General features: G+C 37.4%; 12 protein-coding genes and 1 tRNA gene. 3 read left to right on the top strand and 10 right to left on the bottom strand.

The annotated features are described in order from the left end of the window. The first annotated feature begins 21 nt into the window (after positions 1 to 21). Entirely contained in the window at positions 22 to 636 is a 615-nt protein-coding gene (locus tag JO154_RS04640; protein ID WP_291942357.1) for a class I SAM-dependent methyltransferase, read from the top strand. 25 nt (positions 637 to 661) lie between these two features. Here JO154_RS04640 and JO154_RS04635 read toward each other — a convergent pair whose 3' ends face one another. The 6 genes from JO154_RS04635 to JO154_RS04610 form a co-directional block, all read right to left on the bottom strand. Continuing rightward, a complete protein-coding gene (locus tag JO154_RS04635) occupies positions 662 to 1,210 on the bottom strand; it encodes a hypothetical protein (RefSeq protein WP_291942355.1) in 549 nt (182 codons plus the stop codon). A 141-nt stretch (positions 1,211 to 1,351) separates the two neighbouring features. Beyond that, positions 1,352 to 2,029 (bottom strand): hypothetical protein, encoded by a 678-nt coding sequence (locus tag JO154_RS04630; protein ID WP_291942354.1) that lies wholly within the window; start codon positions 2,027 to 2,029, stop codon positions 1,352 to 1,354. A gap of 321 nt (positions 2,030 to 2,350) precedes the next feature. Then, positions 2,351 to 3,289 carry a protein kinase gene (locus JO154_RS04625; protein ID WP_291942351.1) on the bottom strand — a complete coding sequence of 313 codons (939 nt, stop codon included), beginning with the start codon at positions 3,287 to 3,289 and terminating at the stop codon, positions 2,351 to 2,353. Further along, positions 3,286 to 4,260: an FHA domain-containing protein gene (locus JO154_RS04620; RefSeq protein ID WP_291942350.1), complete on the bottom strand. Its 975-nt coding sequence runs from the start codon at positions 4,258 to 4,260 to the stop codon at positions 3,286 to 3,288. The genes JO154_RS04625 and JO154_RS04620 overlap by 4 nt, the downstream gene beginning before the upstream one ends. A 391-nt stretch (positions 4,261 to 4,651) precedes the next feature. Continuing rightward, positions 4,652 to 5,050 (bottom strand): NAD(P)H-dependent oxidoreductase, encoded by a 399-nt coding sequence (locus JO154_RS04615; protein WP_291942348.1) that lies wholly within the window; start codon positions 5,048 to 5,050, stop codon positions 4,652 to 4,654. Continuing rightward, the gene (locus tag JO154_RS04610; protein ID WP_291942347.1) at positions 5,047 to 5,508 is read right to left on the bottom strand and encodes a Crp/Fnr family transcriptional regulator; all 462 of its coding nucleotides are present in this window, start codon (positions 5,506 to 5,508) and stop codon (positions 5,047 to 5,049) included. The genes JO154_RS04615 and JO154_RS04610 overlap by 4 nt, the downstream gene beginning before the upstream one ends. Positions 5,509 to 5,886: 378 nt before the next feature. Here JO154_RS04610 and JO154_RS04605 point away from each other — a divergent pair, with 378 nt between their 5' ends. Further along, positions 5,887 to 6,675, top strand: a complete 789-nt coding sequence (locus JO154_RS04605; RefSeq protein WP_291942345.1) for a protein kinase — start codon at positions 5,887 to 5,889, stop codon at positions 6,673 to 6,675. Positions 6,676 to 6,677: 2 nt separating this feature from the next. Then, complete coding sequence (locus JO154_RS04600) at positions 6,678 to 7,856, top strand: hypothetical protein (RefSeq protein WP_291942342.1); 1,179 nt, start codon at positions 6,678 to 6,680, stop codon at positions 7,854 to 7,856. Here JO154_RS04600 and JO154_RS04595 read toward each other — a convergent pair. From JO154_RS04595 to JO154_RS04580, 4 genes are all read right to left on the bottom strand, one after another. Further along, positions 7,836 to 8,498, bottom strand: coding sequence for a hypothetical protein (locus JO154_RS04595; protein WP_291942341.1), 663 nt, complete (start codon positions 8,496 to 8,498; stop codon positions 7,836 to 7,838). The genes JO154_RS04600 and JO154_RS04595 overlap by 21 nt on opposite strands. A gap of 2 nt (positions 8,499 to 8,500) precedes the next feature. Continuing rightward, entirely contained in the window at positions 8,501 to 9,154 is a 654-nt protein-coding gene (locus tag JO154_RS04590; protein WP_291942338.1) for a protein phosphatase 2C domain-containing protein, read from the bottom strand. A 151-nt stretch (positions 9,155 to 9,305) separates the two neighbouring features. Beyond that, complete coding sequence (locus tag JO154_RS04585; RefSeq protein WP_291942336.1) at positions 9,306 to 12,002, bottom strand: NB-ARC domain-containing protein; 2,697 nt, start codon at positions 12,000 to 12,002, stop codon at positions 9,306 to 9,308. A 628-nt stretch (positions 12,003 to 12,630) separates the two neighbouring features. Beyond that, positions 12,631 to 12,703, bottom strand: a tRNA-Lys gene (locus JO154_RS04580). Positions 12,704 to 12,775 lie beyond the last annotated feature (72 nt).

Genomic DNA, 12,775 nt, shown 5'->3' with positions numbered 1-12,775 from the left:
TTGTATAAAACACTATCTACTATGAAAGAAATGTGGGATGAACGCTACTCGAAACAGGAATTCGTTTATGGTAAGGAGCCTAATGAATTCTTCAAATTACAGTTAGACAAGCTTCCGGTAGGATCTATTCTAATGCCCGCCGATGGCGAAGGCCGTAATGGCGTCTATGCCGCCCAAAATGGCTGGAAAGTGACTGCTTGCGATCTTAGCCAAGAAGGGCGCAGTAAAGCCCTGCAATTGGCCGCGGAAAGAGGTGTTACTTTGGAATACTTGGTCGGCGACTTCGGTACGCTCCATTTTCCGGAATCATCATTCGATGCCGCAGGACTCATTTTCGCGCATTTTCCAGCAGCACAAAAATTCCATTTACTCCAGCAAGTAGATCATTACTTGAAGCCAGGTGGATACGTAATCTTCGAAGCATACAGCAAACAACACATAAAATTTCAACAACAAAATCCTACTGCTGGCGGCCCTAAGAATGTGGACGACCTGTACTCCACGGAGGAGTTAATGCAAATCTTCGGTCATTACAAGGTTCACTTACTGGAAGAAGTGGAAGTAAAGCAGGAGGAAGGAATTTATCATAATGGTCTCGGGCTTGTAATGCAGTTTGTAGGTAGTAAGCCCGTGTGATGAGCTATGCGTGTTCAGATTGGTATTAATCTGGCCATATGGTACCTTCCTGCGTTTGGCTAAGCCATGGGCGGCCATTAAAAAGGGTGCCTTCATGGGCGAGCAGGCATGCCTTGATCCAGGCTGCGCCTTCGGAATGATCATTTACTTTATAACTGCTGGAATAAACGGTACCGATACTATCCTGGTAGCATTGATAAGCGGGATACTTCCCGTTATTAGCAGTCTCGTCTTGTAAGTATGCAGATACTTGGTAGTCTGGAGATCGACTGGTGTTAAACGAAGCCTCTAAGTAGCACTTGATAGTGATCGTTGTGCCGGCCTGGTTGAAACGCCATTCATACAATGGGTTACTATTGAGTGAAAAAGAAGTAGTGGCAGCCGAGAAAGCCAGCATAGCACTTGTGAAAGCATTATCAGTGCCAACAGTAACGCCAAAGGTGCAATTGCCGTAAAGCGTTACATCCGCACTGACCATATAGCCAGACTGCAGCGTGAATTGATCGTATTGGTTAACATTCCAATACTGCTCTGAGTCGGAACCATTAACCCAACGAAGGGTATACTTCCACATAAGAATAATTTTTTCAGACCCACTTAATCATAAACAGTTCGTAACTCATACACGGTTTCGCTGCAGCATGATATAAAGCTATTGTTTATAGGAATAAATGATGAAAGAAGGAGACCGTTTCGGCCTCCTTCCGTTATATGCTTAAAGGGCTGCTTCCAAGTAGGAGATTTCGAGAGGTTCTGCAGTAACAGCCAGGGTTCCAGTAGGCAGGAAAGTACCGGAATTGCTGTCATAGGCAACAGAAATTGTATTAACGCCGCCACCAAATTTCAGGGCAGTCATTGGAGAAGTCACAGTAGTTACAACTGAGTTACTTTTTACCTGTGACTGCAGCCAGATATATACGGTAGTGTATGGAGTCATCACCGCTGTACTAGCCAGCAATACAGGAACTGCGGAAACAGCATTACCGGAAATAGGTGTACCGTTTACAGTAGCAGCCTGGAATAAACCTACCGTCATGTAAGGTACGGCACTGTACAGGTTCTGGAGGGCAAATGAACTTGCCTGACCACCGTTAGCAGGACCAGTGATAACGCCTGAATCCTGGAGGGTATACAACTTGTTCATCGAAGCGTTAGGCCCTGTAGCTGACATTTGTGAAAGCGTAGCGCCATTGGTAATAGATGAAGTAGACGCATAAATACCATATTGCTCATCCCAGGTAAGCTGGTTAGCCTGTAATGGTTTATATACCTGCCAGGCAACATTAGGAGTTCCTGATCCGGAAGGTTTTGCTACCACCACATTGGTACCAGTAGCATACAATACTTGTAACTGATCGTTAGTAAAACTAACATTTAATGCATAGTCTGCCATAGTTTCATAGTTTAGTAAATAAGCACCTACTCTTTTTTAGGCTTTTCGGTATCCGCCTCTTCGCAGCCAGGAGTTCTATTTGACTGACCATTCAAATCTACGTAGGCAGATATCAGTTTCCTATTTCATCATATTTCATTATTGTTTTTATAATATTTCAAGTAGATAACATGCTCCCGCTTGCACCTATCTGGAACAAGTCCGGCAGTTGCTTATTGTGTAAAATCGTATATCCGACCACGTTATATCATTTCGAAAATGAGCTTCCGCAGCTCCTCGCCAGAAAAAGTGCAAAGTCAGCCGAAAGGGACTGTATGGATTTCAGTGTGGCAGATCCTTTTTTTCATACATCCGCGCAAGGGCGTTATCCAGGGTTACCGGGGAGGTAAGGTCGCGGTAGTCAGCAGTTACAGGTTTGAGCGGGATGGAGAAATCCAGTTCCCGGAATCGTCTAAACAAGGTATGGGCATCTCCTATACGCTCTGTAACCTGCTTTACAAGTACGGTGTTAAGCAATTCATATAAGGGATGATCTTTTAGAAAAGCGGGTATGCCAATCACTTCGGGGCTTAGTTGTTGGTCGTAAATATCGGCGATACTGTTGCCACATACGGCTGGGTATCCAGTTAGGCATTCGATAAGGATCAGTCCCCAGGCATACAGGTCCGCCTTTGTTGATGGGGGCTCTCCTCGCAATTGTTCAGGGGCACAATAAGCGGGCGTTCCCATTGTATCAGCATGCTGCATCACATCCTGTACAAAGGCACTAATACCAAAATCAAGAATCTTTATATGTGGGAAGACGTCTCTACGAAGGATAATAATATTCTCCGGCTTCAAATCGCGATGGGCGATTCCATTTGTATGTGCACAACACAATGCGTCGAGCAACTGGCCCATGAATACGCGCGTATCGTGAATCGAAAGCGCCCCGTTTCGCAACAGTTGCTGCTTTAGTGTGTGCCCTTCCAGGAATTCAAATGCAACAAAGGGAATTCCATCGGTGGTAAGCCCTTTATCTAACAACTTAACAATATATGGATGACTGATCCCCCTACATACCTTCGCTTCGCGTTCAAAGGGACTTAACTGCTGTGAATGGAGCAAAGATCGTTTAAGTACCTTTAAGGCCACCAATTGCCCCGTATGCTGCTGTCTAGCTTTATATACATGACAGGTGGCTCCTTCTCCTGTACATTCCAGTAAGTGATAGTTTTCTACCAAAGGGAATGTAGCAGCAGAACAGCAATAGTTTTTCATACCTTCTGGTTTCTGAAAGGTTGTACGTCTGCTTCTATCTGATCACCCTTTTGGATGGTGAAATAAGGATGGCCAAGGCGGATTTCTCCCGGCCTTCTTTCTATGATGTTATTAAAGAGATAACCGACATCGGGGATCTCACATAGTTGCTTACGTAAACGGAAAATCTGGAGATTGAGGAAATAAACGTCTACTTCTTTTCGCAATTCCCTTGACACGTCTGCTATCACCTCATCTATTAAACACCAGCCCTGATCTGCGTTTGCCAAAGACAATAGACGGTCCTCATATCTTTTCCGGGCCAATGAAAGCAGCAAGTAATTATGAGAGCGGCTGCCTAAATCCAGGGAAGTATATTCGTTCAATGCAAGCTCTAGGCGGATATGCTCTTCGTTCAAACTCAGGTGAAAATTAAATACCGCTGTATCTTTTACTGAATGCTGGACAATCGTATCTTCCAATTCATCAATGGCTACAAATTCCCATTCATCGTCGGCATACTGTATCGTGGTACCATCCATAAGGGTATTTACACTTCCCCCTCTTTCATATACCCACCCCTTTTCTGGTAAAAAATAAATAGTTGCATCGTGCTGTCCCCTATCAGGCAGCGCCGTGGCAAACGATAACCGGATGATTTGATTTTTCCGGTGAACTGATTTAAGGAAAGGAAATGGTGGCTCGAGGTCGGTTACTTTCCACCTCGTTTGCGCATCAGCACCGAATTGGATGATGTGTTGTTTGAATAGTTTCACTGTACGGTTCCACACATGCTGTCCGTCTATTAAAGTACCGTTGCGACTGTAATCACGCAAGTACCAGCCATCTTTAGACCAAAAAATAGTAGCATGTGCCTGAGAAACATCATTAAAAGGCAGGTAAAGGTTTACCATGACCGGATTTCTGCCCACAGTAAATAATGGGGTGGGAACAATAAGCTCATCAGTAACCAAATTATGAATGCTTGCCATGAATGTGATTTTGAGGGTTCACGTAGGAAAATGGTAAATTCAATAACGCATTCTTTTCACAGCAGTGACTTCCATAGGTAGGACAATGGACCAGTCTATACTCCAACGGCGGATACCACACATTGGGAATACCAATTTACAAATGCATTGCCACATTGCAAAAAATATTCTTAGGGGAAAGGTATTTTTAGGAGCGATGTCTTCCCTGTATTTATTATCTAAAGCTACCGGCTATTCGGCTAATGCGGCCCAGCCATTTTTCTCTGAATACCGGGCTGGAACCCTTCATGGAAGCAATGTATGAGACTTTTATCACTTTAATACCGCATAATTCCAGGGTACCGCGTTTAGACTGATTGAGTGCGGGACTCCGCATAAACAATATGTCGTACTATCTGGGGGTATCGGCAGTAGCGATGATATGTGCTGTTTTCCTACGGAGCAGTTTGCGGATCATTGATGATCCAGGGATGGGTTCAAAAGTTATCCCGGGAAGGAAGGTACGGTCAATAAAGCCTTTCATCATCGCCGGAGAGCCATACCACCATATAGGGAATACCCAGACGATATGATCAGCCACCTTTATCTTTTCGATGGCAGTCACCAGATCCGGTTCAAGTTCCGTTCTTTTGCGGTAACCGTATTGCAGATTGGGATTGAACTGCAGTTCTCTAATGATAATGGAAGATATCTGAAAGGAATCGGCAAGGCCTCCAAGGTATGCCCCTATTAATGCATCATTGAAACTTGCATTGTCTGGGTGGCCGTTTATAATTAGTATCTTTTTCATGCCTGCAAAGCAAAGCCATGTAATCCTCTGGAAAAAGGACAAATGTCTAATTCGCAAAGGCTTTTCTGATCCGACTCAAGTGCCGCTGCGTAATCCCCAAATAAGAAGCCAGATGTTGCAGTGCTCTCGCGCTCCTGCTCTTTGATATACTCATAAGGAATCACCACTATTTCCGCATCCGTAATCGCCTGGATATTCTCCCCTGTAGGCTCCTGCGTTAGAAAAGAAGCATAGGTTGTAATAAAGGATCCTTCAAACATGAAGCAACTGGTAACTTCCTCCCCTTTATCGTTTATGTAATATGATCTGAAGATACCTTTATTGATATAGGCCACTTCTTTGCAGGAGTGGCCGTTGCAGATGAAGTAGTCGTTTTTTTTGAGAGTGCGCGTGGAAGTGGTGATGGCCGCGATTTCCTGAGGGGAAAGGGGGGAGAATGAGTGGAGGTAGTGATGCATGATGGTGGCTGATGGTGTAGGGCAAAGATAAGGAGCTCAATAGATAGAATTTGTATAACTATTTGTTCAAACTATAGGAGTTGCTTCTACCCAGTATGTGAAGAAATCTTAAGGATCCCTACAAATTTCTTTCCTCGCAAAGACGTACATAGCCTAACTCCAGCTAGGTTATGTTCTATTTACAATGTCTAAATGACTTTATCTCAATAATACATCCTATTTATTATAGAAACTTTAACAAAAAGCACTAGTACCAAAACAATTCGAATATTGTTATAAGAATGGAGTTTATATTGATACTAAATTAATTTCACAATTTTCGTTTCAATCTATACACCGTAACAGATTAGTACCCAATGTAAAATATTTTGTAGAAGCATGAATGTTCAAGTTTTCACTCCAAATTTCCTAAAACATTTTGGTATCTCAGGTTTTTATCAACAAGAAAAGAAAGGTGGTCAAAAAATGGTCTATTTTCCAATTTGTAATGGAGAATATGTTGTCCTAAAACATTTACATAGCGGTTTAGGTGATCGAGAAACTAGGGAAATGGAGATCTATGAAAAGTTCAAAGCTATTAATGGCATCCCCAAAATAATTAAAATAGAGCAATATGGGAATGAAACATTCATTATTGAAGAATATATTGAAGGAAATACACTTATAGATATCGCTAACCAATATGCCGGGAATGGGGATAGCGTCAAAAAATTAATTTGGACTATCATGGATATAATGCACCCTATATGGGAGGCCAAATATGTTCATAGAGACATAAAACCTGAGAACATAATTATTCGCTTAGATGGGACCCCAGTAGTTATAGATTTTGGCATCGCAAGAGATCTAGAAGCTAATTCAATTACAGGGGCTGGTTGGCAGCCTAAAAGCTGGCGATTTGCAAGTCCAGAACAATATCAGGGGGACAAAGACAAAATATCCTACAGGACTGATTTCTTCAGTCTTGGAATTCTAGCTTATTATTTGTTCCATCAATATCTACCGTTCGGAAATAATGAGCAGGAAATAAGTAACAAGTTCAAAAGTAAAAACGAAAGTTTTATCACTCATAAAGATTTTCCACTAACAAATTTTTGCATAGAGGCATTAAAGTTCAGCCCTGCAGAACGTCCGAGGAAAATAAAAGATTTAATCAACTTACTCTAACCATGAAGACATTACATTTAGTTGGCCATAGACATAATTGGAATTTGGATTCACATTTCAAAAATGGCATTGGTGATGGGTTCATTTTTTGCGCATATAGCTTTGAACCTGACTTCTATACAAAGGAAAAGATAAACAAAATAGATAGCCTGCAAGTACTCGAAAAATCATTCATTGATCTTCAATATTTTGGGAAAAAAGAGTCAGGGAATATAGGAAAAGGAAAATTAAGTCTTTATCCATTCCATCCTGCAGCTGATCAAGGTACTGCAAGTCAAACAACTTGCTATATGGAGAGTTCAATAATAAACGGGGTCAAATTTCAAACTGATTTAGGACTTACGGATATAATAATTCCAAACTATTATGAGAATGACGACCTTGGCCAATTTATGGGTCTAGTAGCTACAATAAATAAATGGCTCAAAAAAAATAGAATTGGAAGTAAGAGATACTATATGACTATTCCAATAACCTATCATACCATAATCGATGCAAAAAAAATAGATGATTTACTCTATACACTAACAGATATAGATATTGAGTTTGATGGTTATTATATTGTTTGTGAGCCCAAGCTAGAAATCCGGCAGAAGATAAATATTGATTTTAAATATTTAAGGAACTTATCTCGAGTACTTGAAGTTCTCAAAAAGCAAAAATTCATTACAATTTATTCTTATGCGAATTGGGATACCATGATCTTCTTGGCAACATGCGACATTGATTACATTACAATAGCCACATATGAAAATCTCAGATCGTTTAATATAAAGCGTTTTTTGAGTTCTGAGGATGGAGGACCTTCTAAAGGGTGGTATTATTCAGAGAAACTATTAAATTTTATAAAAGCTCCATTTATCGAACTTATTCGGCAACAAGATGGTTTAGAACTAATCAAAAATGAAAAAAATATATTCTCTGATATAATACTCGAAGCCAACTACCCCTGGAGTAATCAAAAGGCTGACGTTCACAAGAACTATATATTATCAATTGATAGAATATTAAAAGAAATTGGATCCATCGACAACTTGATTGATAGAAAAAATTTCGTAATAAGGTTAATTGATAGAGCTATAGATTCTTACAATCAACTGGAGGTAAAGAGTGTCTATTTTCAAGATGAGAGCAGGAATTATCACCTTGGAGTATGGAAGTCATACTTGCTTGCTAAGTAAATTGAGTCTTATTTGCTCATTAAGCAAAATGAACATTTTATCATCTATGGGTTTTTCACTAGTGGGCCTATGGTGGATTTTTAATATTCCGCTATTACAAATTTCAGCTAATCCAACATTATACTTTCTAAAATCCTCTAAATTTGCTAACGCAGGATTAATATAATTACTATCAAGAACGACGTATGACTGACTTGCAAACCATTTATATCGATAAGCCTGATTTAAAGCTCGTTTCCAGTTTTTCAATTTAGCCTCAATTGCTATGGAATCCGAGGCAATTAAATCATACGATTTTTTAAACTGGTAATATCCATCTTGTTGATTTATGTAACAATCAACAATTAATTTATTCAAGGACTTTTTTATTGTGAACTCATTAGCCTTCGTTATCTCCTTTATTTTGCTAATTGATACCTTAATGCCACTTTCGATGATTTTATATACTAGTATATCGAAGTAACCTAAACTATTTTTAGTTTTCTTCTCTTTTTTAATTTTAGTAATCACAAGATCGGCAATTCCATATCCTAAGTTAACTTCCTCTAGAACTTCTGTATTAAGCTTGTTACTTGTCCAATTGCAAATTGGAGAAAAATTACTCTTCAACTTAATTACCAATTGTCTTTCCGTAGTAAACATGCTTATCTAATTAATATATATGTTGAATCATCAATATTCTTATTTCTCGTCAACTTATCTAAGTCACTTTCAATTGTGGTCAAAGACTTCTTGTTTATGGACTCAAAAAATTCAGCTTTATTGTCCTCCAACAAATGATAAAATCCATCAGTACATAGTAAAATATGCCCATCCATTCTTGGAATACTCTGTTGTTTAAAGTCCCTAATTGAAACAGAGTCCAATCCTAAGCACTTAGTAATAACATTGCGATCTCCAGAAATTTTATCATCTTGACTTATTTGCTCAATATATTGATTGGTTATTACGTAAATCCTAGAATCTCCCATAGAAGAGTAAACGATTCTCTCATTTTCATCAGTAGGCACAAATAAAGAACAGTAGGTTGTAAATGCTTCAGGAAGTTCCAGAGATAAAAGGTACAAATGACACCCAAACATCAGCTCTCTAAGGTTAATACTAGACACATCAACATGCTTATTAATTTGATGTTTTAAATAATCACATACAAGCTGGGTAGCTAGTTTGCCATTTGCTGCACTTCCTACTCCATCAAAAACAACAAAAAAATAATAGTTTAAGTTTTCCTCAATAAAAAAATTGTCTTGGTTCTCATTTTTATTGATCCCCTTAATCGACTGGCTTATATATTTCACACCCGTTATTGACACCGTTTAACAAAATTTTATTTCTAAGATATAATAAAATTTGGCTACAAATCTAAGCTATTATTGTATGTGCCTACATTAATCTTTGGAGAAAATCTAATTAAATAGTCTCATATGGCTCGATTTTAACTATATATGATTAACTCTCATTCCTTTTGTAAAGTGCTTCGGAGAGTCTCAAACCTAATAATGTAGCCTTTGGCTTTCTCGCAGACTTTTGATCGCTCTCCCCGTCGTTCTCAAGAATATTGTCAATCTTATTCATTTTGAATTCGAATGGTTTATGATAATCAGCAGGCATCTGGTCTAGTACTTTAAAACATACTTCTTTCGCAACTTCATGTTTATTCAGTCTAATACAAACCTCAACATGGCTTGTCAACCCATCTAAAACAAAAGTCCTGCATTTGGGACTCAAGGTCATTAAGTCTCGATTCCTAATAAGATCAAAAAGCCTTGACCCTGGATAGTTAAACAATTTATTGAATCGGTCCCTCTGATCATTATACATCCATCTATAATTTCTGTCATTAATTTCATTAAAGCGCTTTCGATCTTTAAGCTCATTTCTTTCAGTTACAAGTATGTTGGATGCATACACCATATGGGTTCCCAGGATTTCAAGATATATTTCTTCTGCTATCTTCGGCTTTGTTCCTAAGTAATTGTCGAGTATCTCTACTGCTTTGTATCGAAACTGAGAACTTCCTTCTGCCCAGTGATACCTAGCATTCATAATATTAAAATCAGGTTGGGCTTTAAACCAATGCCAATAATCCTTAAATAATTTTATTGCTTTATCAATTCTTCCCTTTTGGGTAAACAAATAATTGGCGTAATTTAATAATGCCTTTAGCCTAACCTCAATTTTAGCCGATTCTCTTTTTATAATTCTACGATACTGATTTTCAACCTCACTTTCTGATGAGTCAATTCTCTTTGAATCCGCAATTTTCAATAGTGCATAATCTGTCTCTAGTTTTTCTCCACTCTTTATCAGATTAAATCGATTTGTTATATCTCCGTCATATTCCCTCCCTTTGTTCTCATAATAAACTCTCATCAGTTTGAGAATTTCAGGCGAGTACACTTTGAATAAATCATTATCAATTCTTTCGATTATACGAAGCTTGATTAGCTCATTCAGTGAGTTATCAAACAATTCCTCATTATCTTCCTTATTTAAGATAAATTTTAAATTTTCAATAACCCCAGTTAAATCATCGGAATTTACAAGTAAATTAATTCCAAGAAACATATTCTTTGCATCCAATGATAAATAGTCATAAATCCGATCATACAAAAATTTCTTAGCTTCATCCAAAGACTTAATATCAATTAATAACGCCTCATTTATTGATCCTTTTAATGCATACATTATTAGGAACTGTAAAATAAAAAGTGGCCTACCTGATGTAATAGCATGTATTGTTTTAGAATATTTCCGAAAAACTTTTATGTCCTTGTCAATATTCAGATCTGGAAATTCATTTTTTGATGCTTTAATTAGGAATTCAATAGTTTTGCTCTCATCTAATTCATTAGTTTCAATCTCAAGCCCAGTTATTAGAGTTGCAGACCTAGTTGTTAAGATTACCTTATGTGAGTTAATATTCAGTCGTTGAATAAATGAAGTAATCTTATTCTTCTCATCTTTACTAAATGTTTCAAAATCATCAATAACAATTAGCACTCGCCCTTGATAATTAATAATAAGCTCCTCGCTTGTGTCAACAGTATCAAACATCAACCTATTAATAAACTCAATTATTTCATTTAGTGTATTGATATTTCCCTTTATTTCCTGTATGATCCCTCTATAATAATTATAATACCTATCCTTTGCAGACAAGAAAATTATATAATCAAACTTTTTAAATTCTTGATTGGACAGTATTTCACATGTGTTTTGAATTGCAGCAGTCTTTCCAATGCCACCATGTCCCCATAAAGTAGCAAATACAGTGGAATTATTTTTAGTTAAAAAGTTTATTATTTGATTTGATACGGAAAGGTCTATATATTTTTTATAGTTCTTTGTATAATTATTAATAATCGTACCGTTTGATGTTCGGCGCTTAAATCCATCCTCTACTATATTTATACTTGCCAATTCACTACACTCAATTTTTTTCCGACCTGTTCTAATTAATTGGTTATACACCACTCTACCAGTCAATTTCTCCTCAATTGAACAAAAAGTAAAAAAATCATTCTCATTATCTATAACTATAAAGGGAGTTAGCCTACCATACAGGTTGTCACTTAATTTCACATACAAACTATCTAACTTAAAATCACATACCTCTTTAGGACATGACCACACATTATAATCAGATCCATTCGCCTTAAAAATAATTCCATTGTATACTCCATTACGAAGCGATGATACTATTACTAGATCATTTTCTTTTAAAATTTGACAGATATCAGTCTCTTCAAATTGAGACAAAATTTCGGTAAACTTAGTAATATAATTATCAATATCATCCTCGAATGAAAATCCATGCCCAATTTGTTCATTTCGAAGATTAGGATATCTTTCAATCGCTTCAATTAGTTTTCTCAACTTCTTATTCCCAAAAATCTCTGATTTTAAATCAAGGTTCCTAGATACAGCAACAATACTCCCAATGGAAGGCTTCAAAATTGCATTAATAACCTCCGCTTTTTTTTCCTCTTCTAATTTATCTAAGTTTTTATTCCATAAATACCCGAGAATAAAAACCAGGTAAAACTCAAGCTTAGCTTGAAGATGTGTTTTAAGTTCAGTCTTCTTATCTTGAGATAATAATAAGTTAATTTTTCGATTGAGTTGATTCAGGATGTAGTTCATAGTTTATTGGGATATATTTTGCCTTCTTTAATTTGTACCTTTTTTCCACTTGTATTATTATCCACTACTCAGTGATAAACTTCCTATTTTACAATCCACACATAAACCATTGCTTATCAAGCGGTGTAACTCGGAAAGTAGTGAAATTCCAATGTAATCTCAAATATTTTTTAAAAGGTTCTATCCTTTTCTCATATGATGATGGATTGAATCATACCTTAATAATAAATCCTGATCTTAATTAGAATTTATCCATCAAACCTGGGCACGTTCCATTGCTGAATAGAGTTGCTTTATTGATCGCAATCCCCCAAATATTGGACTTTGCGAACAATCAAATTGAGATACTGTATCTTACCTTATAGTATAATCTAATCTCAAAGAATTGATAAAAACGGATTGCTACCTATTTCAACTACTGATAGTCCTAAATTATGAATATAAATTTGTTCCTTTTTTTTCAGTTTGAGATTCCACAGAATCTTAATGAATAAATTTAGATGCAACGTAGCAAGGAAGATTCACAAGAGGAAATCAAAACTTATTTCAAAGGCTATTTTGAAATGATCTACAATTCCCCAAACACAAAAAAGCCACTCAAATCCTAAGACTTAAGTGGCTTTATCCGTGATCCCGCTGGGACTCGAACCCAGGGCCCATACATTAAAAGTGTATTGCTCTACCAACTGAGCTACGGAATCATATCGCTGCTTTCACCGCGATACCCTTGTTTGTAACGGGAGTGCAAAGATAGGAATTATTTTATTCCCGCC

It is taken from the genome of Chitinophaga sp., assembly GCF_019236475.1.
Classification (GTDB): Bacteria; Bacteroidota; Bacteroidia; order Chitinophagales; family Chitinophagaceae; genus Chitinophaga.
The sequence above is the reverse complement of the archived record's forward strand: the minus strand, read 5'-3'. Positions and strand labels throughout refer to the sequence as shown.